The organism is Serratia sp. ID 25-353, from assembly GCF_054792795.1.
In genome coordinates this window covers 4,316,565-4,340,901 of the sequence record NZ_CM139236.1, presented here as the reverse complement: position 1 = coordinate 4,340,901, position 24,337 = coordinate 4,316,565, and the positions used below count along the sequence as shown (strand labels likewise).

Annotated in this window: 20 protein-coding genes; 6 read left to right on the top strand and 14 right to left on the bottom strand. The window is 61.6% G+C overall.

Annotated elements, in window-relative coordinates; genetic code table 11:
- Positions 1 to 33 precede the first annotated feature (33 nt).
- Together ACYF6X_RS20810 and ACYF6X_RS20805 are read right to left on the bottom strand one after the other, a co-directional pair.
- A complete protein-coding gene (locus tag ACYF6X_RS20810; RefSeq protein WP_130017286.1) occupies positions 34 to 966 on the bottom strand; it encodes a PfkB family carbohydrate kinase in 933 nt (310 codons plus the stop codon).
- On the bottom strand, positions 963 to 2,360 hold the full coding sequence (locus ACYF6X_RS20805) for a purine-cytosine permease family protein (protein ID WP_130017287.1): 1,398 nt from the start codon (positions 2,358 to 2,360) through the stop codon (positions 963 to 965). The genes ACYF6X_RS20810 and ACYF6X_RS20805 overlap by 4 nt, the downstream gene beginning before the upstream one ends.
- Before the next feature lie 658 nt (positions 2,361 to 3,018).
- Here ACYF6X_RS20805 and ACYF6X_RS20800 point away from each other — a divergent pair.
- A complete protein-coding gene (locus ACYF6X_RS20800; protein ID WP_038879436.1) occupies positions 3,019 to 3,753 on the top strand; it encodes a GntR family transcriptional regulator in 735 nt (244 codons plus the stop codon).
- Positions 3,754 to 3,833: 80 nt separating this feature from the next.
- Positions 3,834 to 6,002, top strand: a complete 2,169-nt coding sequence (locus tag ACYF6X_RS20795) for a YgiQ family radical SAM protein (protein ID WP_130017288.1) — start codon at positions 3,834 to 3,836, stop codon at positions 6,000 to 6,002.
- Positions 6,003 to 6,065: 63 nt separating this feature from the next.
- Here ACYF6X_RS20795 and ACYF6X_RS20790 read toward each other — a convergent pair whose 3' ends face one another.
- The 3 genes from ACYF6X_RS20790 to yqhD form a co-directional block, all read right to left on the bottom strand.
- The gene (locus ACYF6X_RS20790; protein WP_130017289.1) at positions 6,066 to 6,671 is read right to left on the bottom strand and encodes a transglycosylase SLT domain-containing protein; all 606 of its coding nucleotides are present in this window, start codon (positions 6,669 to 6,671) and stop codon (positions 6,066 to 6,068) included.
- A gap of 143 nt (positions 6,672 to 6,814) precedes the next feature.
- Positions 6,815 to 7,639, bottom strand: a complete 825-nt coding sequence (dkgA, locus tag ACYF6X_RS20785; protein ID WP_060457211.1) for a 2,5-didehydrogluconate reductase DkgA — start codon at positions 7,637 to 7,639, stop codon at positions 6,815 to 6,817.
- A 287-nt stretch (positions 7,640 to 7,926) separates the two neighbouring features.
- The gene (yqhD, locus tag ACYF6X_RS20780; RefSeq protein ID WP_063988680.1) at positions 7,927 to 9,090 is read right to left on the bottom strand and encodes an alcohol dehydrogenase; all 1,164 of its coding nucleotides are present in this window, start codon (positions 9,088 to 9,090) and stop codon (positions 7,927 to 7,929) included.
- Between the two features lie 226 nt (positions 9,091 to 9,316).
- Here yqhD and ACYF6X_RS20775 point away from each other — a divergent pair, with 226 nt between their 5' ends.
- Positions 9,317 to 10,204 carry an AraC family transcriptional regulator gene (locus ACYF6X_RS20775; RefSeq protein WP_369919428.1) on the top strand — a complete coding sequence of 296 codons (888 nt, stop codon included), beginning with the start codon at positions 9,317 to 9,319 and terminating at the stop codon, positions 10,202 to 10,204.
- 7 nt (positions 10,205 to 10,211) lie between these two features.
- Here ACYF6X_RS20775 and ACYF6X_RS20770 read toward each other — a convergent pair whose 3' ends face one another.
- Entirely contained in the window at positions 10,212 to 11,240 is a 1,029-nt protein-coding gene (locus ACYF6X_RS20770; protein ID WP_130017290.1) for a zinc-dependent alcohol dehydrogenase family protein, read from the bottom strand.
- 107 nt (positions 11,241 to 11,347) lie between these two features.
- Between ACYF6X_RS20770 and ACYF6X_RS20765 the strand changes: the two genes are divergently transcribed.
- A complete protein-coding gene (locus ACYF6X_RS20765) occupies positions 11,348 to 12,268 on the top strand; it encodes a LysR family transcriptional regulator (RefSeq protein ID WP_063988683.1) in 921 nt (306 codons plus the stop codon).
- Between the two features lie 10 nt (positions 12,269 to 12,278).
- On the opposite strand, the gene ACYF6X_RS20760 is transcribed toward ACYF6X_RS20765, so the two are convergent.
- Together ACYF6X_RS20760 and metC are read right to left on the bottom strand one after the other, a co-directional pair.
- Complete coding sequence (locus ACYF6X_RS20760; protein ID WP_063988684.1) at positions 12,279 to 12,941, bottom strand: DedA family protein; 663 nt, start codon at positions 12,939 to 12,941, stop codon at positions 12,279 to 12,281.
- Positions 12,942 to 13,086: 145 nt separating this feature from the next.
- On the bottom strand, positions 13,087 to 14,283 hold the full coding sequence (gene metC, locus ACYF6X_RS20755) for a cystathionine beta-lyase (RefSeq protein ID WP_130017292.1): 1,197 nt from the start codon (positions 14,281 to 14,283) through the stop codon (positions 13,087 to 13,089).
- A gap of 431 nt (positions 14,284 to 14,714) precedes the next feature.
- Between metC and exbB the strand changes: the two genes are divergently transcribed.
- Together exbB and exbD are read left to right on the top strand one after the other, a co-directional pair.
- The gene (gene exbB / locus ACYF6X_RS20750) at positions 14,715 to 15,695 is read left to right on the top strand and encodes a tol-pal system-associated acyl-CoA thioesterase (RefSeq protein ID WP_074181144.1); all 981 of its coding nucleotides are present in this window, start codon (positions 14,715 to 14,717) and stop codon (positions 15,693 to 15,695) included.
- Between the two features lie 3 nt (positions 15,696 to 15,698).
- Positions 15,699 to 16,121: a TonB system transport protein ExbD gene (gene exbD / locus ACYF6X_RS20745; RefSeq protein WP_004937307.1), complete on the top strand. Its 423-nt coding sequence runs from the start codon at positions 15,699 to 15,701 to the stop codon at positions 16,119 to 16,121.
- 55 nt (positions 16,122 to 16,176) lie between these two features.
- Here exbD and ACYF6X_RS20740 read toward each other — a convergent pair whose 3' ends face one another.
- From ACYF6X_RS20740 to abgT, 6 genes are all read right to left on the bottom strand, one after another.
- Positions 16,177 to 17,220 (bottom strand): LacI family DNA-binding transcriptional regulator, encoded by a 1,044-nt coding sequence (locus ACYF6X_RS20740; protein WP_033654839.1) that lies wholly within the window; start codon positions 17,218 to 17,220, stop codon positions 16,177 to 16,179.
- Positions 17,221 to 17,241: 21 nt separating this feature from the next.
- Positions 17,242 to 18,651: a sucrose-6-phosphate hydrolase gene (locus ACYF6X_RS20735; RefSeq protein WP_130017301.1), complete on the bottom strand. Its 1,410-nt coding sequence runs from the start codon at positions 18,649 to 18,651 to the stop codon at positions 17,242 to 17,244.
- Complete coding sequence (locus ACYF6X_RS20730) at positions 18,651 to 20,021, bottom strand: sucrose-specific PTS transporter subunit IIBC (RefSeq protein ID WP_060443844.1); 1,371 nt, start codon at positions 20,019 to 20,021, stop codon at positions 18,651 to 18,653. The genes ACYF6X_RS20735 and ACYF6X_RS20730 overlap by 1 nt, the downstream gene beginning before the upstream one ends.
- A gap of 63 nt (positions 20,022 to 20,084) precedes the next feature.
- The gene (locus ACYF6X_RS20725) at positions 20,085 to 21,494 is read right to left on the bottom strand and encodes a carbohydrate porin (RefSeq protein ID WP_063988759.1); all 1,410 of its coding nucleotides are present in this window, start codon (positions 21,492 to 21,494) and stop codon (positions 20,085 to 20,087) included.
- Between the two features lie 196 nt (positions 21,495 to 21,690).
- Entirely contained in the window at positions 21,691 to 22,617 is a 927-nt protein-coding gene (locus ACYF6X_RS20720; protein ID WP_063988686.1) for an aminoimidazole riboside kinase, read from the bottom strand.
- 180 nt (positions 22,618 to 22,797) lie between these two features.
- On the bottom strand, positions 22,798 to 24,324 hold the full coding sequence (abgT, locus tag ACYF6X_RS20715; RefSeq protein ID WP_063988687.1) for a p-aminobenzoyl-glutamate transporter: 1,527 nt from the start codon (positions 24,322 to 24,324) through the stop codon (positions 22,798 to 22,800).
- Between the last annotated feature and the right edge of the window lie 13 nt (positions 24,325 to 24,337).

Below are 24,337 nucleotides of genomic sequence, written 5' to 3'. Positions count from 1 at the left end.
GCAGAAGGCGCCGCGTGACGGCGCCTTGAAACGTCAGGCCTGCGGGAAGCGCTGTTGCAGCTGCTGCCGGTCGGGCGGATTGGCGGCGCCGAGGCTGGCCACCACGCAAGCGGCGACCCGGTTGGCCAGATCGACCGCCTGCGGCAGCGGCCAGCCGGCAGACAGGCCCGCCAGTAAACCGGCGCAGTGGGCATCGCCCGCGCCGATGGTGTCGACCACGTCTACCGGATAGGCGGGAACGTGCAGCGGCGGCGTACGGCCGTCGCAGATCCACGCGCCGTCGCGATCCAGGCGGCAGATCAGCGTCAGGTTACGGGCGGCGGCATAGCGCTGCGCGGCCTCTACGGCGTCACCGGCGCCACACAGCGCGGCCACTTCGTCGCGGTTGAGCGTCAATAGGGTGTGGCTGTCGCTGAGCATGGCGAAGAAATTTTCGCTGAGCTGAGCGATGCGCGGGCCGGGATCGATCAGGCGCGGTTGGTCGAACGGCATGCGCGTCAGCCACTCGCGCAGCGCTTCGCCGCTTTCGCCCGCCAGCTCGTAGCCGCTGGCGTAGATCAGGGTGTGCTCCGTCAGCGGCAGCGTCGCCAGCTGCGCTTTATTCCATTGGCTTTCGCAGCCGGAAACCGTGATGAAGGTGCGTTCGCCGTTCGGCTCCACCAGCGCCAGGCACCAGCCGTTGTCCATCTGGCCGTGGCGCAACAGTACCTCCAGCCCCAGCTCGCCCATGGCGGCTTCGGCAGCCGCGCCCCATTCGCCGTTGCCAACCGGCATGCCGTTAATCACCGGCGTTTCCAGGCGCACCAGCGCGCGCGCCACGTTGAACGCGCAGCCGCCGATTTGCCGCGCCTGCGGCTGGGCTTCGATATCTTCGCCGCTGGTCGGCAGGCGCGGCAGCGTCATCACCAGATCGCCGACCGCGCCCCCAATAACCAGGACAGGTGTTACAGCTTCCCACTCACTCATTGATGTTCTCTGCGTTGGGTCAGGTACAGACCGTAAGCGATCAGACTCACCGCGAACGACACAAACAGCCCCAGGCTGGAATCGGCGAACAAGCCTTTGGCCAGCGGGCCGTCGATAAAACCGGTTTTGGTGACCAGCAGGCCGCACAGGGCGCCGAGGAACCAGCAGAACAGCGGGGCTTTGCGCACGCCGCGGTTCTGGCCATGCAGGCCGTACAAAGCGTTGCCATCATACCCGTGGTGGCGGCGCAGGCACAGGTAATCGAGCAGGAAAATCGCCTCCCAGGCCGCCAGGAATACGCCGCAGAACACCAGGAAGGAGATGAACGGCCCCATGAAATCGCCGGAGATGAACAGCACATACAGGGCGATGCCCAGCACCACCACCGCGTCGAACGACACCGCCAGCCACTGTTTGACCTGCACGCCGATGGTCAACAGGTTAAGGCTGGCGGAATACAGGCTGAGCACCGCGATGGTGACGATGCCGGCGGTGGCGGCCAGCAGATAAGGGATCGCCATCCAGGCGGGCAGCACCGAGCCTATCAGCGCGATGGGGTTGGCGGCGCTGGCCAGATCGGGCAGCTGCACGGAAAGCAGAATACCGGCCAGCATCAGCAGCATCAGCGGCAAACAGGCGCCGCCCATCACCGCGGCGAAAATGCTTTTGCTCGATGAGCTCGGGCTTTGATAGCGGCTGTAATCGGCGCCGGCGATCGCCCAACTGATGCCGGTGCCGGCGGCGATCACCGATACCGCAGGCAGGAAGCCGGTCAACCAACTGCCGGAAGGCAGCGCCAGCACCTGGCTCCACTCGGTGTTGAACAGGATATAGAGCACCACGATCAGCGTCATGGTGCCGAAGATGCGGCTGAACCAGCTTTGCATCCAGACCACGGTATTCTGCCCCAGCAGGCTGACGACGACAGTGAGCCCGCCGAACAGTAGCAGGCTGAGCGCGGTCAGCAGGTGGCTGGTTCCCAGTCCGAAGGCCTCGAACAGCGCCGCCAGCGTCAGGGTGCCGGTGATCACGTTGACCGCTTCCCAGCCCATCAGGTTGATCCAACTGAACAGGGTGGGTGCCACGTTGCCCTTCAGGCCGAAAATCACCCGCGAGAGCGTCAGCGTAGAGGTGCGCCCGCGCTTGCCGGCGAAGCTGGTGAGGCCGACCAGCACGAAGCTGGCGACGCCGACCAGCGCGGCGAGCACCGATTGCAGGAAGGATAAGCCGAAGCCGACGATAATGGCGCCGTACACCACGCCGAGAATGCCGATATTGGCCGCCGACCAGATCCAAAACAGCTCGATGGGCTTGCCGGTCTGTTCCGCGTCCGGCACCCGATCGATACCGGTGCTTTCTACCTTCCATGCTTCATTGCGATTGATATCGGTCATAGCAAATGATCCCTGTTGCGCAGGGCCGCGAGGGCCGCCGCAGTTGACTGAAAATCGATTCCGTTGGCGCGGTTGACGCCGGCTATTCCGTTGTCGGTGAAGACGCCAATTCCGCGCAGTGTGTAGCGGCTGATCCCGCCGGGTCTGTCAAAGTAAGGGCGGTATCCGCCTTATCGAGTGAGGCACGTCGGCCGCACGGCGCCAATGAGTGTAGTCAAAGAGTGGGTCTGCAGCGGGGTTAGGCGAAGCGGGAACGTTTCTATTTGCCGACATCGATCTGTTTCGCCCACCGCGATGGGATCCTGTGATGTGGCTATGAGCAGTGAGCAAGCTATCCATTAGCTACGTTGCTTATTATCGGCCGGTTTTGCTGGCAGTATATGCCCGCTGCCGGCCTTCAAGAGCATCCTTTAGGGCTGGCAGCGGGTTTTTTATTGTTTTTAAAGTGGGTCCCTGGTGTTGGTGCGATTGATGTATCAACATCAATAAGCACAGATTACGCGCGATCTAGATCCAATGAAAGTCCATTAGGCAAAAATTGTGATGCCACTCTGAAAACATTAGCGATATTTTAGTTAAGGTGAGGAGCTTATTGCCGGAGCGGCGATAGGATAAAAAACGAAATCCAGACAAATGGCATAGGTAAGAGGGCGGGCGAATGACGGATTTTATGGCCTGGCTGCGTGGCCATCTGGCGCAGGGGGCGGTAGCGCCGCGTTATATTCAGTTGGCGACGGCGATAGAAACCGCAATCAGGCAGCAGGTGTTGGCGGCCGAGGCGTTCTTGCCGCCCGAACGGCAGATGGCGGAAGGCCTGGCGCTGTCGCGCGTCACCGTCAGCAAGGCGATGAAGCTGCTGGAGGAGAAGGGGCTGATTTCGCGGCAGCAGGGCGTTGGCACCCGCGTGGCGATGCGCATCGGCTATTCCCTCGATAAGGACAGCGGTTTCACCGCTCAGGCGCTGCGCCACGGCAGCAGCGTCAGCAACCGATGGCTGCTGCGCACCCGGGTCGGCGCGCCGGCCAAGGCCGCGGCGGCGCTGGGGCTGGCGGAGGGGGATGAGGTGATCAAACTGCGGCGTTTGCGCTTGCTGAACGGCAGCCCGGTCTCGCTGGAAACCACCTATATTCCGCCGCGCTTCCTGCCCGAACCGGGGCAGCTGGAGCATTCGCTGTATGCGTTATGGCAATCGCGCGGCATCGTGCCCGAAGATAAACACTTTCTGTTGAAGGCGGTATCCTGCAGCGACGAGGTCGCCGAGCTGCTCAACGTGCCGTGCGGCGCGCCGCTGTTGCACATCACCCAAACCAGCCGCAACGCCCAGGGTGAGGCGCTGGAGTTCAGCGATATCTTGTGCCGCAGCGACGTTTATGAATTCGAAGTGAACGGTTAGCGAAATAACCATGCTCTTTTTGCAGCTAGTGCGTATAATCGCCGCCCGGCGATTAATTAACCTGTAAAAAGAGCAGCAGAATGAGCACCACCAGCCTGATCCAACCCGATCGTGAACTGTTTTCCTATAAGCCTTATTGGGCGGAATGTTTTGGCACCGCGCCGTTTTTACCGATGTCGCGAGCAGAGATGGATCAACTGGGCTGGGACAGCTGCGATGTGATCATCATCAGCGGCGACGCCTATGTCGATCACCCGAGCTTTGGCATGGCGATCATCGGCCGCATGCTGGAAGCGCAGGGCTTCCGCGTCGGCATCATCGCGCAGCCGGACTGGAGCAACAAAGAAGATTTCATGCGGTTGGGGAAACCGAACCTGTTCTTCGGCATCACCGCCGGCAACATGGACTCGATGATCAACCGTTATACCGCCGATCGCAAACTGCGCCACGACGATGCTTACACCGCCGGCAACGTCGGCGGCAAGCGCCCGGATCGCGCCACCCTGGTCTACAGCCAGCGTTGTAAAGAAGCCTACAAAGACGTGCCGATCGTGCTGGGCGGCATCGAAGCCAGCCTGCGTCGCATCGCCCACTACGATTACTGGTCAGATACCGTGCGCCGCTCGGTGCTGGTGGATTCCAAAGCCGACATGCTGATCTACGGCAACGGCGAACGCCCGCTGGTGGAAGTGGCGCATCGCCTGGCCGCCGGTGAGAAGATCGGCGACATCCACGATATTCGTAATACCGCGGTGATGCGTAAAGAAGCGCTGCCGGGCTGGAGCGGCGTGGATTCCACCCGTCTCGACAAGCCGGGCCGCATCGAAGTTATCCCGAACCCGTACGGCGACGATCTGCCGTGCGCCGACGGCGCCAAGCCGAAAGAGCCGGAAGCCAAGCCTGTCACCGTGCGCGCCGCCAAGCCGAAGCCGTGGGAGAAGACCTACGTGTTGCTGCCGTCCTTCGAGAAAGTGAAGGGCGACAAGGTGCTGTATGCGCACACCTCGCGCATTTTGCACCATGAAACCAACCCGGGCTGCGCCCGCGCGCTGATGCAGAAACACGGTGACCGTTACGTGTGGATCAACCCGCCGGCGATCCCGCTGACCACGCCAGAAATGGACAGCGTCTTCGCGCTGCCTTATCAGCGGGTGCCGCATCCGTCCTATGGGCAGGATCGCATTCCGGCCTATGACATGATCCGTTTTTCGGTGAACATCATGCGCGGTTGCTACGGTGGCTGTTCGTTCTGTTCGATTACCGAGCACGAAGGGCGCATCATCCAGAGCCGTTCGGAAGATTCGATCGTTCGCGAAATCGAAGAGATCCGCGACAAGGTGCCGGGCTTTACCGGCGTGATCTCCGATCTGGGCGGCCCGACCGCCAACATGTATATGCTGCGCTGCACCAACCCGCGCGCCGAGCAGACTTGCCGCCGCGCCTCGTGCGTGTATCCGGAGATCTGCACCTACATGGACACCAACCACGAGCCGACCATCAAACTGTATCGCCGCGCGCGTTCGCTGGAGGGCATCAAGAAGATCCTGATCGCCTCCGGGGTTCGTTACGATCTGGCGGTGGAGGATCCGCGCTATATCAAGGAGCTGGCGACCCACCACGTCGGCGGCTATCTGAAGATCGCGCCGGAACACACCGAAGAAGGCCCGCTGTCGAAGATGATGAAGCCGGGCATGGGCAGCTACGATCGCTTCAAGCAGCTGTTTGATCACTATTCGAAGCAGGCGGGCAAAGAGCAGTATCTGATCCCGTACTTCATCTCGTCGCACCCGGGCACCCGCGATGAAGATATGGTGAACCTGGCACTGTGGCTGAAGAAGAACCGTTTCCGCCTCGATCAGGTACAGAACTTCTATCCTTCGCCGATGGCCAACTCCACCACCATGTATTACAGCGGCAAAAACCCGCTGAGCAAGGTGGGGTACAAGAGCGAAGACGTGGTGGTGCCGCGCGGCGATCGCCAGCGCCGCCTGCATAAGGCGCTGCTGCGTTACCACGATCCGGCCAACTGGGCGCTGATCCGCACCGCGCTGGAAGAGATGGGGCTGAAGCACCTGATCGGCAGCCGCCGCGAGTGTCTGGTGCCGGCGCCGAGCATCGACGAGCAGCGCGAAGCGAAACGCCTGCAGCGCCATACCCGGCCGGCGCTGACCAAACATACCGATATCAATCGGCAGCGCACGCCGTCCAACCGGCCGCCGCGCAAACCGATTCGCAAAGCCAAGCCGTAACGGCCACGCCGCATGCGCAAACAAAAAGGAGAACCCCCGGGTTCTCCTTTTCACTTTTGATCATCACAGCTGCTCGTAGGCGGCTTCCACTTTCATTAAATGACGCGGCGCCTGCGGAGCGGGGTGGTATTTGCGCACGTGCCAGTTAAAGGCTTCCGGCGACAGGTTGTTGATCATCGCGATGGCCTGCTGACGGTTGCTGGAGAAGGTGCGCAGCAGCGCGCCGGTGCCGTTGACGTAGGCGATGATGGTGGCGTAGCGCAGTGTAACAGGATTCGCGATCCCTTTAAGCTGCTGTTTTTGCAAGGTGGCCAGGTAGGCGGCGCCGAGATCGATATTGGTGTCGGGATCCAGCAGATCGTCATCGTCCGGGCAGCCGCGTTTGCCTTTGTAGCGATAGGCATCGCAGCCGGCGGTATCGGCTTTCAGCTGCATCAGGCCGATAGCGTTGGACCTGCTCACCGCAGCGGGGTTGAAGCCGGACTCCACCTGGATCATGGCGGTGATCAGCTTGGCGTCCACGCCGTATTCGCTGGCGGCGTCTTTAATGGCGCTGTCGAAAGCGTGGCGATCGTAGCTGACGCGCTGTTTCTTGCCGGCGCAACCCGCCAGCACCAGCATGACGCAAAGCATGCCCAGCCTTAACCCGTGTGAGAAAGAGAATTTCATGGTGCTCCGTGCTTGTCTGTTTTTTTAACGGCGTTAACCGGCGGGCGAGGCCTCCGGCGTGGTCATCATAACGTCAGGCGGCGCAAGGGAGCAATGTGCGGGAAGGAAAAGCCCCCTCCGGCGGGAGAGGGCTTGGGGAGGAATTACAGGGTATCCGGATCCGGCCCGAGGCGGTTGCCGACGTCCAGCTTGGCGATCTCGCCCAGTTCGTCCTTATCGAGTTTGAAGTCAAACACCTCGAAGTTTTCGCGGATGCGCGACGGCGTGACCGATTTCGGGATCACGATAAGGCCGCTGTCCAGGTGCCAGCGCACCACGATCTGCGCCGGGGTTTTCTCGTATTTCTCGGCCAGCGCCTTGATCAGCGGCTGGTCGAACACCCCTTCACCGCCCTGCGCCAGCGGGCTCCAGGATTCGGTGGCGATGTGGTGCGTGGCGTTCCAGGCACGCAACTGGCGCTGTTGCAGCAGCGGATGCAGCTCTATCTGGTTGACGACCGGCGCCACGTTGGTTTCATCCAGCAGGCGCTGCAGGTGCGGCGTATGGAAGTTGCATACGCCGATGCTTTTCACCAGGCCTTGCTCGCGCAGTTTGATCAGCTCGCGCCAGGCGGAGACGTATTGATCCTGCTGCGGGCGCGGCCAGTGGATCAGGTACAGATCCACATAGTCCAGTTTTAGCTTCTCCAGGCTGGTTTCCAGCGCCGCCAGCGGATCGCCCTGATCGTCGTTCCACAGCTTGGTGGTGATGAACAGCTCGCTGCGCGGCAGCGAGCTGGACTGCAGCGCGGCGCCGACGCCTTCCTCGTTCTTGTAGATCGCGGCGGTGTCGATGGAGCGGTAACCGATCTCCAGCGCTTTGCTCACCGCGCGGGTGGTCTCTTCAATACTCGCCTGCCAAACGCCGAGACCCAACTGCGGCATCAGATTACCATCGTGGAGTTTGATGATGGGTTGTTGCGTTGTCATGCGCATCTCCTTGTGTACGGATTGCGGCGCCTGCGGCACCGAAACGGCTATAGATAAATTCTAGTTGGCAAAATGGGCGGTTGCCGGGTTTGCCAGCCTAATTTCAGCGGTGGCGGGAGGGCGACTTTCTCCCCGCTCTCCCTGCGAATGAGCGGTCGGACGGGTGGTGCGAAACGATCGGCGGCGCGCTAAGGCGCCTGACGGCGCCCGGTGATCGGCCGGGCGCCGGCTGCGGTGAAAAATGGCTGACGGAGACTAAAGCCTAGCAAAAAATCGCCGTTTTGCGATTAACGCGCCGCTTCATAAATGCGGCGGCTGACGTCCAGGGTAATGTCCTGATGCTCGCCCAGGGCGGTCATGCCGTGCTGATGCAGCTTGTCGAGCAGCGCCGGAATGCTGCTGCCGTCGAGCTGATAATCCGCCATGCGGGTCGGTACGCCCATCTGCTCGAAGAAGGCGCGAGTGGCGGCGATGGCCCCGTCGATACGGCTGTCTTCGCTGCCTTCGCGCAGGCCCCAAACGCGGTCAGCATACTGCAGCAGTTTTTCGCGCTTCTGCGCTTTCTTCTCGTGCAGCAGCGCCGGCAGTACGATGGCCAGCGTTTGCGCGTGGTCGAGATCGTGCATGGCGGTCAGCTCGTGGCCCAGCATGTGGGTCGCCCAGTCCTGCGGCACCCCGGCGCCGATCAGGCCGTTCAGCGCCATGGTGGCGCTCCACATCACGTTGGCGCGCACCGCATAGTTTTCCGGTTCGGCCAGTGCGCGTGGGCCGTCCTCCAGCAGGGTCAGCAGCAGGCCTTCGGCGAAGCGATCTTGCACCTTGGCGTCGACCGGGTAGGTCAGATACTGCTCCAGGGTGTGTACGAAGGCGTCGACCACGCCATTGGCGATCTGGCGTGGCGGCAGCGAGTAGGTCACCACCGGATCCAGCACGGCGAAGCGCGGCTGCACCAGCGGCGAGAAGAAGTGCTGCTTGTCGCCGCTGCTTTTACGGGTGATCACCGCGCCGCTGTTGGATTCGGAGCCGGTGGCCGGCAGCGTCAGCACGCAGCCCATCGGCACCGCGTCGGCGATGTGGCTGCCGACGGTCTGCAGGATATGCCAGGCGTCGCCGTTGGCGGTATAACGGGCCGCGGCGGCGATGAATTTGGTGCCGTCAACCACCGAACCGCCGCCGACCGCCAGCAGGAAATCGATGTTTTCCGCCTTAACCACCTCGACCGCTTTCATCAGCGTTTCGTAAGTCGGGTTCGGCTCGATGCCGGAGAACTCCCGCACATCGCGGCCGGCCAGCGCGCTATACACCTGGTCAAGCACGCCATTTTTCTTCACGCTGCCGCCACCGTAGGTGATCAGGATGCGTGCGTCCGCCGGGATCTGGCCGGCTACTTCGGCAATTTGGTCCTTGCCGAACAGGATTTTGGTTGGGGTATGCAGAATGAAGTTTTGCATGGATGATTTCTCTCTTTCTGTCAGGCGGGCGCCAACGTGGCGCAAAGGTTTCTGGCCCGTATTGTCAGGAACCTGGCGGCAACGCACAATGCACATTCCTGTTTGGTTCTTGCCTATTTCTACAACTGGCTGTAGAAATGGCGAGTTATAAATTATGATTTATGCCGAATCGTTCTGACTGTAAGAGGGTGTTTCCGTGACTGAAATCGATGCGCTGCGCAGCCGCATGGCGCGCCAGGCGATGGCTATCGCCACCGGCAACGGCTACACGCCGTCACCGGTGCCGCGGGTGAAGATCCTGTATGTCGATCGCCACTGCCCACGTCAACCGGTGATGTACGAACCGGGGATCGTCATCATCTTTCAGGGGCACAAGGTCGGCTATTGCGGCAACAAGGTGTTCCAGTACGATCCGCGCAACTACCTGCTGATGACGGTGCCGCTGCCGTTCGAGTGCGAAACCTTCGCCAGCCCGGAACTGCCGCTGGTTGGGTTGGCGGTCAATATCGATACCCAAATGCTGCAGGATTTGCTGATCGACATCGGCGACGACGACTACCTGATGCAGCCGCGGGCGGAGAGCAACGGGGTGAACCTGGCCGAGCTGACGGAAGCGCTGCTGTGTGCCACCGAACGCCTGCTGGACGTGATGGCCAAGCCGCTCGATGCCCGGGTGCTGGGGCCGCAGATCGTGCGCGAGATCCTCTACTACGTGCTGCGCGGCACCTGCGGCGCGTCGCTGCAGGAGTTGGTCAACCGCCATACCCACTTCAGCCAGATCGCCAAGGCACTGCGGCGTATCGAACATCAGTATGCCGATAACCTCAACGTCGAGCAGTTGGCCAGCGAGGTCAACATGAGCGTCTCGGCGTTTCACCATAACTTCAAGGCGGTAACCAACACCTCGCCGCTGCAGTACGTGAAGTCGTACCGGCTGCATAAGGCGCGCCTGCTGATGGTGCATGACGGCCTGAAGGCCAGCACGGCGGCGATCCGCGTCGGTTACGAGAGCGCGTCGCAGTTCAGCCGTGAATTCAAGCGGCTGTTCGGCATGACGCCGAGCGATGAAGTCGCCCGGCTGCGCGACGCCAATCCGCTGCTGCTGGAGGGCTGAGCCGCGTTTACGGGGTCAGGACGATCTTGCCGAACGGTCCGCGATCGAGGTGATCCAACGCCTGCGGCAGCTGATCGAAGCGGTAGACCTGGTCGATCACCGGCTGCAGGTTGACGGCGTCCACGGCGCGCACCAGATCTTCCAGCGCGCGACGATGGCCGACGCCGATGCCCTGGATCTGCGCCGATTTCAGCAGCAGCAGGCCGGCAGGCGCGGAAATCTCGGCGCCCGCCAGCACGCCGATCACCGAGATGCGGCCGCCCACCGCCACCGCGCGCACCGAATTGCCCAGATTCGGGCCACCGACGGTGTCGATCACATGGTCGATGCCGCGATCCTGCGTCAGCGCATATACCGCTTCGACCCAATCACCGTTCAGCCGGTTGATGCCGTGACTGGCGCCCAGCGCCCGGGCGCGCACCAGCTTTTCATCGTTGCCGGAGGTCACGAACACCTCGGCGCCGTGCGCTTTGGCGATCTGCAGTGCAAACAGCGCCACCCCGCCGGTGCCTTGCACCAGCACCGTCTCGCCGGCATGCAGTTTGCCTTGCTCCACCAGCGCGAACCAGGCGGTCAGCCCGGCGCACGGCAGGGTGCTGGCCTGCACGTCGTCCAGCGACGCCGGCGCCGCCACCAGCCAGTCTTCATGCAAAATCACATATTCCGCCAGCACGCCTGGATAGAAGCCGCCGAGGGTGTGGTAAGGCACCTGGCGCGCATCGCCGTACGGCTTTTGCCGGCCATCGAGCCAGCCGGGGCTGAAGGTGGAGATCACCCGGGCGCCGGGTTGGAAACGGCTGACGCCGGGGCCGATAGCGTCGATCTCGCCGGCCATGTCCGAGGCGGGGGTGAACGGCTGCGGCAGCGTCAGCCCCATGCCGCTTTCAATCATCAGTTTGTCGCGGTAGTTGAGCGCGACCGCCTTCACTTTCACTCTAATTTCGTGCGGCCCCGGCTGCGGGATCGCTTCGGTGGCCAACTGCAGGTGTTCACGCCCCAGGGCGTCCATTGTCCAGCGTTGCATCGTGTCGGTCATGATGTTCTCCAAAGTCAGCGATTAACGACCTGTCGATAATATCGTTGATATAGGTTCGCCAGTGGCGATAAGATTTCCGCAGATTGTTTCTTTCAAAGCGACAAATCATGAGCGATCGATTGAGCGGCATTTCGGTATTCGTCACTGCCGTGGAGGCGGGCAGTTTTGCATTGGCGGCCAGTCGGCTGCACCTGTCGCGTTCAGCGGTGGGGAAAACCATCGCCCGGCTGGAACAGCGGCTGGGTGTGCGGCTGTTTCATCGCACCACCCGCAGCCAGAGCCTGACGGACGACGGCGCGTTGTTCTATGAACGCTGCCTGCGGGCGCTGGAGGAGATCCGCAGCGCGGAAACGTTGCTGGAGTCGGGCAAGCGACAGGTCAGCGGCCGGCTGCGGGTATCGATGCCGGTGCTGTTTGGCCGCATGTGCATTGCGCCGCTGCTGACTGAGCTGACGCGCGAGCACCCTGGCCTGGAGCTGGAGCTGTCGTTCAGCGATCGGGTGGTGGATCTGATTGAGGACGGCTTCGATATGGCGATCCGTAACGGCACGTTGGCCAACAGCGGCGGGCTGGTGGCGCGGCGTATCGGCGATCATCGCATGACGCTGTGCGCCTCGCCGGCCTATCTGCAGCGGTGCGGCGAACCGCGCAGCATCGAGCAATTGGCCCAGCATGAGGCGGTGACCTATATGCGCGCCGGTGCGCGGCGCAGCTGGTTGGTATTGGATAGCGACGGTAAGCCGCAGGAAGTGATGCCGAATAACCGGCTGCAAATGGACGATCTGCAGGCGATTGCGGATGCGGCGACGGCGGGGTTCGGCATTGCCTGGCTGCCGTGCTGGCTGGTGCGTGAGCAGCTGTTGAGCGGGGCGCTGGTGCGCTTGCTGCGCGACCGGCCGGGTGCCGCCTTTGACGCGCATGCGGTGTGGCCGCACACGCCTCACCTGCCGCTGAAGGTGCGGCTGGCGGTAGATACGCTGGTGAGCAAACTGCCTGCCAGCCTGGCGTTGGTCGAGAAGGCGCTGTAGTGCGCCTGGCTCAGGAGGAGGCGGCGCGTTTTTTACGCCAGATCACCAGCATGGCGCCCAGCAGGCCGACGAACAGCAGCAGCAGCGGCAGCAGCATCAGGCCGGTCATCACCTGGCTTTCGTAGCGCTTCACTAGCGGGATTTGGCTGAAAGCATAGCCGAGGCCCACCAGCGCGCAAACCCAGATCGCCGCGCTCAGCCAGTTGAACACCTGGAAGCGTGAGCTGTTGAGCCCGGAAATACCGGCCATGGTCGGCAGCAGGGTGCGCACAAAGCCGAGGAAACGGCCGATCAGCAGCGCCGTCAACCCGTGGCGGTTGAACAGGTTGTGTGCGCGCTGGTGGTACTGTGCCGGCAGCTGCAGCAGCCAGCTCTTCACCAGGCCGGTGTGGCCCAGCCAGCGGCCCTGGATATAGCTCAGCCAGCAACCGAGGCCGGCGGCGGCGGTCAGAATCAGCAGGGTGGGGGCAAAGCCCATCACGCCTTTGGCGATCAGTGCGCCCGACAGCAGCAGCAGGCTGTCGCCGGGGAGAAAGGAGGCGGGCAGCAGTCCGTTTTCCAAAAACAGAGTGGTGAAAAGTACGGCGTAAACCACCCAAATTACGCTGGGATCGGCGAGGGCGGTAAAGTCCTGCTGCCAAAGCGCATGAATAATCTCTCGTAATACATCCATTTTATGTCCTGTTGCATGCCGGTTGCGCCCGGGGTCACGTTCTCCAGGGTGCGGCGGTTACCGTATCTGACAGTTACCCGGATAGTGTACCGCTAATAGCTTAAGCCGACATTAAACGAGACGAAGAAAATTAGCGGAATCCGCCTTAGCGCACGCCGTTGAGGCGATCGAAGCCGGTAGCCAGATCGGCGATCAGGTCTTCGACGTTCTCCAGGCCGATGTGCACGCGCACCAGCGTGCCGGAAAAATCGACGCCGCCCGCCGGACGGATCGCTTCCAGCTCTTCCGGTTGGTTGGCCAGGATCAGCGACTCGAAGCCGCCCCAGGAGTAGGCCATGCTGAAGTGGCTGAAGTTGTCCAGGTAGGCGGCCAGCTGCGCATCGTCCAGCCGCTCTTTCAGCACGAAAGAGAACAGCCCGTTGCAGCCGCTGAAGTCGCGGCGGTAGAACTCGTGGCCCTTGCAACTGGGCAGGGCCGGGTGATTGACCGTCGCCACCTCCGGCCGTTCGGCCAGCCAGTTGGCGACCTCAATGCTGCTGCGCTCGTGCTGCTTCAGGCGCACGCTCAGGGTGCGCAGGCCGCGGCTCGCCATGTAGGCGGTGTCGGCATCCACCATCTGCCCCATCAGATAGGAGTACTCGCGCAGTTGATCCCAACAGCGCGCGTTGGAGACGGCGGTGCCGAGCATGTAATCGGAATGGCCGATCAGGTATTTGGTGCCGGCCTGAATAGAAATGTCGATGTCAAAATCCAGCGCCTTGAACAGCACGCCCGCCGCCCAGGTGTTGTCGATCATGATCACCACCTCCGGCGCCACGGCGCGAATGGCCTGCACCATCGCCGGAATGTCCTGCACTTCCAGGGTGATGGAGCCGGGGGATTCCAGGAACACCACGCGGGTATTGGGTTGGATCAATGTGGCGATATCAGCGCCGATCAGCGGATCGAAATAGGTGGTGCTGACGTTCATGCGACCGAGGATGTGGGTGCAGAAATCCTGGGTCGGTTCGTACGCCGAACCGGTGACCAGCAGGTGATCGCCGGCGCCGACGAACGACAGGATCGCATTGGCCACCGCCGCCGCACCGCAGGGGTACAGCACGCAGCCGGCGCCGCCCTCCAGCTCCACCATCGCATCCTGCAGGGCGAAGTGGGTCAGGGTGCCGCGTCGGCCGTAAAACAGCTCGCCGTGGGCGCGTTGCGCGGTGGCGTGCTTTTTGGCAGCGACGGAGTCGAAGACCAAAGAAGAGGCGCGTTGCGTGACGGGATTGACGGAGCCCTGGGTGTAGCGTTTGCCGCGGCCGGCGCCGATCAGCGTGGTTTCGATGTGTTTTGACGTCATGGTACCTGGCTCACCTTTGGTTGCTCTGCACGTGCCCGTTTGCGATAGCCCTTACGTTAGCATGAGTTAATATAGCCATCCAGACGTTTTAACTTCCAGATACAGAAACGGCTATTATTGGCTGCCAGGTGCGCCTTTCTCGCCTCATCCTTCTGCCCTGGTGCGAGAGAGAAGCCCATTCCTCGGTCAAGATGCCGTTCGGCAGCGTGTCGTTGTTGCGTCGTTGTGGAAGAAAAGTAACGAAATAACCCTATAAAAGGGGCGTTTGGCGGTGAACGGGCGCGGATTGGCGCTTTGCGGCGGGGTTGGCTAAAATTTTCTCGTTTATTTGGTAAATAATAATGAGAACTACTATCAATCCCCGGTTGGTTTGATATGATCGCACGCTGAATTATTCCTTAATTTTGATCGGTAATGGGTGGAGGCACAGCGTGAAAACGGCTGGCAAGAATTTAAATCAAGGATCGTTCGGCCAGGGCCGGGCGCAGTGGGGCAAGGCCTTTGGCCGTAGCCTGATGGCTTCTATGGTGCTGGTCGTGGGGCTGGCCGGCAGCGCGCAGGCAGCGCCGGCGGCCAATCCGGCCGTTACCGAAAGCGTTGCGCCGACCACCGCGCCTGCACCTGCTGCAGCCGCCGCGCCGGAGAGCATCACGCCGGTAAACCCGGCGCCAACGATCCAGCCACCGGAAACCCGCGGCATGGACCTGTCCATTTGGGGTATGTACCAGCACGCCGACGCGGTGGTGAAAGCGGTGATGATCGGCCTGGTGCTGGCGTCTATCGTGACCTGGACCATTCTGTTCGCCAAAGGCAGCGAACTGCTGCGCGCCAAGCGCCGTCTGCGCCGCGAGCAGTTGGCACTGGCCGAAGCGCGTTCGCTGGATGAGGCTTCCGAACTGGCGCAAAACTTCTCCCCGGAGAGCGTCAGTGCGGTACTGCTGAACGATGCGCAAAATGAGCTGGAGCTGTCTGCGGAATCCAACGACAACAACGGCATCAAGGAACGCACCGGTTTCCGCCTCGAGCGCCGCGTGGCGGCCTACAGCCGCAACATGGGCCGCGGCAACGGCTTCCTGGCCACCATCGGCGCCATCTCGCCGTTCGTCGGCCTGTTCGGTACCGTCTGGGGCATCATGAACAGCTTTATCGGCATCGCCCATTCGCAGACCACCAACCTGGCGGTCGTGGCGCCGGGCATCGCAGAGGCGCTGCTGGCGACTGCGATGGGCCTGGTGGCGGCGATCCCTGCGGTCGTTATCTACAACATCTTCGCCCGCGTCATCAGCGGCCATCGCGCCCAGGTAGGCGACGTGGCGGCGCAGGTCTTGCTGCTGCAGGGCCGCGATCTGGATCTGGCCGCAACGGCGGAAGCCAAGCGCTCACAGCACGCACACCAACTGCGGGCGGGGTGAGTCATGGCGATGCGCTTAAATGAAGATCTGGACGACAGCGGCGAACTGCATGAAATCAACGTGACGCCGTTTATCGACGTCATGTTGGTGCTGTTGATCATCTTTATGGTGGCCGCGCCGCTGGCAACGGTAGATATCCGCGTCGATCTGCCGGCTTCTTCCGCCAAACCGCAGCCGCGGCCGGAGAAACCGGTGTTCCTGTCGGTGAAGGCTGACAAGCAGCTCTACGTTGGCGATCAGCCGGTGAATGCCGATCAGCTGACTTCGGTGCTGGATCAACGCACTCAGGCGAACAAAGAAACCACCATCTTCTTCCAGGCGGACAAGAGCGTGGACTATGAAACGCTGATGAGCGTGATGGACACCCTGCGTAAAGCCGGCTACCTGAAAGTGGGGCTGGTGGGCATGGAAGGCGCCGCCAAGTAGCGGCAGCAAAACGATAAAGGGCGCTCAGGCGCCCTTTTTTATTGATTCAGAGATATCACTCCCCGGCCAACAACGCCCGGGAACCGGCATGGCGCCAGTGGATACGGCCCGGTAGATAAAGCGCATTCTGTTCCAGCGGCCGCTCGTCGATGAGCGCGGTGACCTGGCTGAAGCTATGTTGCGCCAGCGCCCGGCAGTCCTGTGCGACCGTGTCTATCTTCAGCGTCATGCAGTCGAACAGGTAGTGATCGTCGAAGCTGCACAGGTGGATGTCGCTCTCCATCAGCTGATGCTGAGTCAGATAACGCAATACCCCTTCCAACAGGCCGCAGGCGGCGGTAAACAGCGCTTTGGGCGGACGCCCCAGCTGTGCGCACAGCTGAGCGAACATCTCGTAACCCGAGCTGGGGTGGTAGCTGCCGTTGATGATCCATTCCGGTTTGCACGATACGCCGGCGCGCTCCAGGCCAAGCTGGAAGCCGGCCAGCCGATCGCGGGTCGGTGAAATGCGCGGCTGCCCGCCGAGAAAATAGATCTCATCCGGATGTTGGCGCGCGACCTTTTCCACCAGGTCGGCGGTCGCATTAACCGAGTCGGTGATCACCAGCGGCAGTTCGGAACCGGCGATCAGGCGGTCCATCTGCACCACCGGTAGCCCGGCGTTGATCTTCTGGTATTCCGCGTCGTTCAGCTGGCTGGAGGCGACGATCAGACCGTCGACCTGCCGCTGCACCAGACTGTTCACCGCCATCATCTCCTGCGCCGGGTTTTCATCGGTGCAGGCGATCAACAGCTGCAGACCGGCTTCGCGGCACAGCGTTTCCAGCTCGCGCGAGATCACCGCAAAGCCGTAGTTGGTCATCTCCGGCACCACCAGCCCCAGCGTATGGCTGCGGTTGGATCGCAAAGAGCGGGCGTGGATGCTGGGCTGATAATGGTGTTCGTGCGCCAGCGCCAGAATGCGATCGCGGGTGTCGTCGGACACCCGGTATTCCTTGCTGCGGCCGTTCAGCACCAGGCTGGCGGTCGATTTCGACACCCCGGCCAGCGTGGCGATGTCACTGATGGTAATGCGTTTATTTTTTTTCACTGACGCCATCTGAAGTCATCGGAGGATGCGTCATTCTAGCATGCATGGCGTCAGCGGCCAGTATTCCAACGCCAGCGGTGCGCTCCCGTTCAGCCGCAGTTGCGGTTCACCTGCCGGGAAGTAGCGCGCGCTCATCACCGCCTCGCCGTGATTGATGAAGATTTCCACGCTGGAACGATCGAACAGCAGCTGCAGATGCGTGACCGGGCCGCGCCAGTAACGGTGCTCCGGCCGGCTGTCGGCCAGGAAAGCGCGCGTCAGTTGCAGCCGATCGCCGTCCCAGTTCAGCGTCATGGCATCGCCAAAGGCGGCACTGAACGCACCCTGCGGCGATATTTGCAGCTCCGCGGCCCCCAGCGCATAGGTGGGGGCGTCATCGGCGTGGCCTTGCCAGTCTTCTCGCTCGCCGCGCAGCTGTTGCAGCTCGCGCGCCGGGCGTTGGTGGAGGTGGCCATGCCGCAGCGACAGCTCGCGTGGGCAGGTCATGGTGTGGATCCAGCCGTAACGGCGCGTCGGATGGGCTTCTTCATCTTGCTCGGGCACGCCCATCCAGCCGAACAGCAGGCGGCGGCCATCTTCCGCCAGCGTCGTCTGGGGCGCGTAGAACTCGAAGCCGGCGTCCAGCTCGCGAAATTCGCCGTGGCTGAAGGCCGCCTGCCGGTAATCCAGCTTGCCGAGCAGATAGCCGGCCTGATAACGGTTGAGATAGCGTTCCGCCTGCGGCGCCAGCCCCTGCGGGCAGCAGATCAACACGTCGCCGCCGTCCAGCGAGAACAGGTCCGGGCACTCCCACATGTAGCCGAATTCACCCAGGTCGTTCAGGCCGGAACCGGCGATCTCTCCCAGCGCTTGCCAGTCGCGCAGATCGCTGGAACGCAGCAGCAGCACCTTGCCGCGATCCTGCAAGTCACGCGCGCCGAGCACCATGTACCAGGCATCCTGATGACGCCACACTTTTGGATCGCGTACGTGGCCGCTGTAGCCCTCCGGCAGCGGCAGCACCGGCCCGAGTTTGCGGTATTCGCCCCGATCGCTTTCCTGAGCCAGGCATTGGTAAGCCGTGCGTGAGCCGTCGGGAAATTTCACGTTGCCGGTGTAGATCAGCGTGATTTTGTTTTCCGCCACCACCGCCGAGCCGGAGTAACAGCCGTGGCTGTCGTAGCAGGCGCCCGGCGCCAGGGCGATCGGCTGATGTTCCCAACGCACTAAATCAAGCGACTGCCAGTGTCCCCAGCACTTGTTACGATGATCGCAGCCCAGCGGGTTCCACTGATAGAACAGGTGATAAACGCCGTTGTGCTGGATAAAGCCGTTGGGATCGTTCAGCAAGCCAACGCTGGGTGCCAGATGCCAGGCCGGGCGGTGCGGATCGCGCAGCGCGAGTGGCTGGCCGCCCATTACGGCCCGCAGCGCCTGTTTGATTAAGCTGAGTTCTTCCATCATTGCGCGTCCGTTTTATATTTCAGCAGCAGGGAGAGCACGAAGGCGCTGCCAAAGGCGATCGCCAGGCCGATGATATAGCTGACCAGCGAACTGGCCTGCACGATCGCCATGCCGGGGATCGCCGTCAGCCCGACCGCGTTCATGCCGACGTGGTTGGCCACCACCCAGGCGCCGCCGAGCGCGCCGCCCGCCAGTGCCGCCAGGAAGGGCTTCACGAAGCGCAGGTTGATGCCGAACAGCGCCGCCTCGGTGATGCCGAGCATGGCGGAAAAGGCGGAAGGCACCGCGATGGCTTTGATTTTGGCGTCGCGGGTTTTGAAATACACCGCCAGGCAGGCGCCGCCCTGCGCGATGTTGGCCATCGACCAGATCGGCAGCAGGAAGTTGACGCCGATATTGGGGTTGCCGAGCAGTCCGGCTTCTACCGCATGGAAACTGTGGTGAATGCCGGTGATGACGATAGCGGAATAGAGGCCGCCGAACAGCAGCCCGGCGAACCACCCCGCATGGGCAATCAGCGTGCTGAGCACGAAGGAGATGCCGTCGCCCAGCGCGCGGCCGGCGGGGCCGATAAACAGCAGGGCGACAAAGCCTGAGATGACCACCGTCAGGAACGGCGTCAGGATCAGATCGAGCGCGTTGGGGATCACCTTGCGCAGCCGCTTTTCCAGCACGCTCATGAACCACACCGTCAGCAGCACCGGGAACACGGTGCCCTGATAGCCGATCATGGCGATGTCCAGACCGAAGAAGTTCATGGTGTGGAACCCTCCGGCGACGCCCCAGGCGTTGGTCAGCGCCGGATGCGTCAAAATGCCGCCGAGCGTGGCGCCCAGGTAGGGATTGCCGCCGAATTCTCGTGCGGCGGTGAAGCCGATCAGAATCGGCAGGATAATGAACGCCGCCGAGCTGAACATATCCAGCATGATAAACAGCGCGCTGTTGGCATCGGCCCAGCCGTAGGTTTTCACCATGCCGAGCAGCCCCATCAGCAGGCCGGAAGCGACGATCGCCGGGATGATGGGCACGAAGATGTTCGACAGCAGGCGGGCGATGCGCTGCAGCGGGTTGAGCTTTTTCGCCGCGATATCGGCGGCTTCAGCCTTGCTGGATTCGCTGACGCCCGCCGCCTTGATGAATTCCGCATGCACCTTGTTGACCAGCCCGGTGCCGAAGATCACCTGGATCTGACCGGCGTTGCTGAAGCAGCCTTTGACGCCATCCAGTTTGCCGATGGCCTCTTTGTCCACCTTGCTGTCGTCCACCAGCACCAGGCGCAGGCGCGTGGCGCAGTGGGCGGCGCTGGCGATGTTCTCTTTACCGCCGAGCAGCGGCAACAGCGCGTTGGCGGTTGCGGTAATGTCCATGTTGTCCCCTTGCTAAATAAAAATGCCGCCGCGCAGTTTGCGGCGCAGCGCCGTGAATCGATGTCAGAAGAAATACTTGAATCTGGCGCGCATGCCGTAACGTTGATCGTTGTCGCCGTTGGCTATCTTGTTGTCGGCGTTGGCTTCCAGCAGCGACACATAGGCGCCTAAATACAGATTGAAATTCTTCATATTCATAATGTTAGGTATCTGATACGACGCGTGAACGGTGTGGATGTCGTAGTTGCCCGGTTCGCTAAGCGGGTTGTGGATATCGGCGGCGATCCCGGCGGTATTGAACTCTTTGATATTGTTATGGGCATAGATATAACCCAGTTCGAAGCGCCGCCACAGCACGTTGACGCCGGCGGTGAAGTCTTGCTCGCCTGAGGCATCCAGATAGGCGGTGCTCAGGTTGGCCACCACGCCGTTATCCGGATCGGCGGCGCTGTTGTTCCAGCTCATCGTCATGCCGTAGCCGTTGCGTTTGGACTGATCGACGAAGCGGCCCTGGCCGTCCTGATAGCCGTAGGCGTTATTCACCACGTTGCTTTCCATTGCCGCCGCGATGCTGAAGGCGTCTTTTTTCCAGGCGATCACCGGGCGCAAATAGGCGACGTTTTTCTTATTGTCCAGAGCGTTGCCGTGGTAGCTGTTGTCCTGGAACAGCGAAGTGCCGTCCTCCACCAGCGTGTTCAGCTCGAAATAGACATCACCGGCGTATTTGCTCAACATCAGGTTGCCGCCGCTGCTGCTGCGGCCGCGGCCTTCTTTCATCATGTAGATATAGCCGAAGCCGTCGGCGTACAGATCGTTGGCGGTATTGCCGGAGTATTGAATGAAGGTGTCCTGATTCAGCGGGAACATGTCGTAGGCTTCAAAGCGGCCGATTTTGGTTTGCCAGTTCTTTTCATTGCCGAAGAAGAAGGCGGCGTCGTCCAGGTTCATTTTGCCGGTCATGTCCGCCAGCGGCTGCACGCTGAAGCCGGAGAAGTTGCCGTCCTGATTGCGGCGGTAGCCGTCCAACCCGACCAGAATGCGGCCGTTGATATCCCAACGTTCTTTGTTGCCGGGCTTCCAGTCTTTGTGGTCGCTGCCTTTCAGCGACGTCAGCTGGCCGCTGCGGCTGGCGCCGTCCAGGTTGAACTCCACGTCGCCGTACAGCTTCAGGTCATTGAATCCGCTCAGTTGCAGCACGCTGGCGTTGGCAATCGGCGTTTCCGGCGTGGCGGCATGCTGCACAATCTGCGCGGTTTGCCGTTCGGTGTTGGCGGTGCGTTGTTCCAGCTGTTGCGCCCGACGTTCCGCCGCCGTCGCGCGGGTTTCAGCCTGTGCGGCGCGCCGTTCCGCCTGCGCCAGACGTTGTTCCAGCGCGTTGAGACGCGCCTCGATGCTGCCGCTGCCCGAGGCCGCTGCGCTGGACGCAGAGAGGAAAAGCCCTGTTGTTATCGCTAAATAGCTGAGTTTTTTCATCATCGTCTATCATCCGGGTAAGGGTTGTTATTATTGTTTGCTAAATTGCTAAACCGGTTTTTCATGGCGAAAGATAACGAGAGGGAAGCGCGCTGGCAACTCAGTTAGCTAACCCGATTCAGCTATTGTGATCGAGCGCGCAAATCGTGGACAAAAAGACCACGGCGAACCTTAGGCTCGCCGTGGAAGCAGAGGATCAACGCAGGAAAGCTGCCAGCTCGTCGGCGTGGGGCAGGGCGGTCATGGCGCCTTTGGCGGTGGTGGCCAGCGCGCCGCAGGCCTGCGCCTGGGCGATAACCGCCGGCCATTGCGCTTCCTGCGGCAATTCGTGAAGGCGTGCCAGTGCCGCTAACAGCCCGGCGACGAAGGCGTCGCCGGCGCCGGTGGTATCGACCGGCACGACAGGCGCCGCGCGGAAATGGCGCAGCCGTTGGCCATCATGCACATAGACGCCGTCGCCGCCCAGCGTCACCAGCAACAGGCGCAGCGGATAGGTTTGCATCATCCAGCGAATGGCGTTCTCCAGATCGTCAAGATGGCTGATGAAAGCCAGCTCTTCGCGCGACAGTTTCACCACGTCCGCCAGCAGCAGCGCCTTTTGTAGGCAGGGGCGCAGTGCTTCCGGCTGGCGCCAGACCTCTTCGCGGATGTTGGGATCGAAACTGACCCGGCCACCGGCCGCCCGAATGCGCTCCATCGCCGTGAAGGCCGCACTGCGGCTGGGCTCCTGCGAGAGCGCGATGGAGCAGAGGTGCAGCCATTCACCCCGTTGGAAAGCCGGCAGATCGTCGGGCTGCAAAAATAGATCGGCACTGGGCTGCACCATAAACGTGAATGAGCGCTCACCCTGCAGATCGAGATCCACCACGACCGTGGAGGTGTGGTGTTCGGGGTCTGGCCGCATATGGCCGATATCCACCCCTTCATCGCTCAGCACCTGCTGCAGAAAGGCGCCGAAGCCGTCTTGCCCCACTCGCCCGATAAAAGCGCTGTCGCCACCGAGCCGGGCGATGCCCACCGCTACGTTAGCCGGCGCGCCGCCGGGGCATTTGAGATAACCGTTGGCATTTTCCGGCACCAGGTCGATCACGGCGTCGCCCAGTACCCATACGCGATTCATCATGCTTAATCCCTGTTTTTGTCCTTGTCAGATGGGGTGCTAAAATAGAAGAACCGGTTTAGCAAGGCAATGAAATAATGCGTTGGGGCGTTTGGAGGGTGAGGAAGATCAATTTTTCTTCTGGGCTCGGGGGGGAAGAGAACCCGCCCCGCGAGCTGGCTCGGGGCGAGATAGCGGGGCGGTTTAGCCCAGTTTCGGATACACGCCTGGGCCGATTGGCAACCCAAGCGCATACCAGACCAGCAGCAGCAAAATCCACACGCTGAAGAACACCACAGGATAGGGCAGGATCAGCACGTAATAGGTGCCGAGCTGCGCGTCTTTGCGGTAGCGCTGCAGGAAGCCGAGGAACAGCGGCAGGAACGGCGACATCGGTGCCAGCGGCAGCACTGCGGAGTCGGCGATGCGAAAGATCATCTGGGCGAACGCCGGGTGGAAACCGAGCAGCATAAACATCGGTACGAAGATCGGCGCCAAAATTGACCAGATCGCCGAGCCGCTGGCGATGAACATGCACAGGAAGGCGGAGAGGAACATCAGGCCGAGAAATGCCGGTGCGCCACTCATGCCGGCGGCTTCCAGCATATCGGTGAGGCCGACGGCCATAAACTTGCCCATGTTGCTCCAGTTAAAGAACGCCACGAACTGCGACAGCGGAAATACCATCACGATAAAACCCGCCATGCTTTTCATCGGATCGAGCAAGTGGTGGGGAATGTCATCCGGCCGCCGGATCTGTTTGGTGACTACGCCATAGGTAATGGCGACGGTGAAGAAGAACAGGATGATGATCGGCACTATACCCTTGATGAACGGGGAAGGGATCACCGAACCGGTGTTCGGGTCACGCAGCGGCGCGGCCTCCGGCACCACCAGAGCGGCGATGATGGCGATAAACACCAGCGCGGCGATGCCGCTCATCATCAGTCCCCGGTTCTGCAGCGGGGTCAGCGCGGCGATTTTGTCTTCGGCGCTGCCTTGCCACTTCGGCAGCCGGGGCTCGATAAACTTGTCGGTGAGCAGTGCGCCGGCGATGGTCAGCACGATCACGGAGGTGGCCATAAAGTACCAGTTGTCGATCACGCTAACGTGAATCGCGCCATCCACTGCTTTGGTGGCTTCGGTGCTGATGCCGGAAAGCAATACGTCGGTGGTGACGATCAACAGGTTGGCGGTAAAGCCGGAGGCGACGCCGGCGATCGCCGCCAGCAGTCCGGCTATTGGGTGGCGGCCCACCGCCACAAACATCAGCGCGCCAAGAGGCGGCATCACCACCAGGGCGGCGTCCGACGATATATGGCTGAAGAAGGCGATAAACAGCACCATATAACTGGCGTAGCGGGCGCTGACGCGCGAGGCCATTTTGTACATCAGCGCCTGCAGCAGGCCGACCTTTTCCGCCAGGCCGGCGCCTATCACCAGCGCCAAAATAGCCCCCAGCGGCGCAAAGCTGCTGAAGTTATGGATGATGTTGGGAAATATCCACTGCATGCCCGCCACGCTCATCAGGTTATTCACCTTGATAAGCTCGCCGGTGGCCGGATTTTTTACCGCTACATCGAGCCAGGAAAACAGCGCGGTGGCCAGCATAAGCACCAGGATCAAATAGACGAACAGTAAAAACGGATTGGGGATCTTATTGCCGATGCGTTCCACCCAGTAAAAAACGCGTCCGGGGCTTTTATTGATTGGCGTTGTGGCCTCACTCATGATTTTACCCTCT

Coding starts and splice junctions, on each gene's coding strand:
- abgT (WP_063988687.1), bottom strand. CDS start 24,324: ATGAGTGAGGCCACAACGCCAATCAATAAAAGCCCCGGACGCGTTTTT.
- yqhD (WP_063988680.1), bottom strand. CDS start 9,090: ATGCAAAACTTCATTCTGCATACCCCAACCAAAATCCTGTTCGGCAAG.
- ACYF6X_RS20810 (WP_130017286.1), bottom strand. CDS start 966: ATGAGTGAGTGGGAAGCTGTAACACCTGTCCTGGTTATTGGGGGCGCG.
- ACYF6X_RS20740 (WP_033654839.1), bottom strand. CDS start 17,220: ATGGCGTCAGTGAAAAAAAATAAACGCATTACCATCAGTGACATCGCC.
- ACYF6X_RS20720 (WP_063988686.1), bottom strand. CDS start 22,617: ATGATGAATCGCGTATGGGTACTGGGCGACGCCGTGATCGACCTGGTG.
- ACYF6X_RS20805 (WP_130017287.1), bottom strand. CDS start 2,360: ATGACCGATATCAATCGCAATGAAGCATGGAAGGTAGAAAGCACCGGT.
- ACYF6X_RS20725 (WP_063988759.1), bottom strand. CDS start 21,494: ATGAAAAAACTCAGCTATTTAGCGATAACAACAGGGCTTTTCCTCTCT.
- ACYF6X_RS20795 (WP_130017288.1), top strand. CDS start 3,834: ATGAGCACCACCAGCCTGATCCAACCCGATCGTGAACTGTTTTCCTAT.
- ACYF6X_RS20800 (WP_038879436.1), top strand. CDS start 3,019: ATGACGGATTTTATGGCCTGGCTGCGTGGCCATCTGGCGCAGGGGGCG.
- ACYF6X_RS20770 (WP_130017290.1), bottom strand. CDS start 11,240: ATGACCGACACGATGCAACGCTGGACAATGGACGCCCTGGGGCGTGAA.
- ACYF6X_RS20775 (WP_369919428.1), top strand. CDS start 9,317: ATGGCGCGCCAGGCGATGGCTATCGCCACCGGCAACGGCTACACGCCG.
- ACYF6X_RS20760 (WP_063988684.1), bottom strand. CDS start 12,941: ATGGATGTATTACGAGAGATTATTCATGCGCTTTGGCAGCAGGACTTT.
- metC (WP_130017292.1), bottom strand. CDS start 14,283: ATGACGTCAAAACACATCGAAACCACGCTGATCGGCGCCGGCCGCGGC.
- dkgA (WP_060457211.1), bottom strand. CDS start 7,639: ATGACAACGCAACAACCCATCATCAAACTCCACGATGGTAATCTGATG.
- exbD (WP_004937307.1), top strand. CDS start 15,699: ATGGCGATGCGCTTAAATGAAGATCTGGACGACAGCGGCGAACTGCAT.
- ACYF6X_RS20730 (WP_060443844.1), bottom strand. CDS start 20,021: ATGGACATTACCGCAACCGCCAACGCGCTGTTGCCGCTGCTCGGCGGT.
- ACYF6X_RS20790 (WP_130017289.1), bottom strand. CDS start 6,671: ATGAAATTCTCTTTCTCACACGGGTTAAGGCTGGGCATGCTTTGCGTC.
- ACYF6X_RS20735 (WP_130017301.1), bottom strand. CDS start 18,651: ATGGAAGAACTCAGCTTAATCAAACAGGCGCTGCGGGCCGTAATGGGC.
- ACYF6X_RS20765 (WP_063988683.1), top strand. CDS start 11,348: ATGAGCGATCGATTGAGCGGCATTTCGGTATTCGTCACTGCCGTGGAG.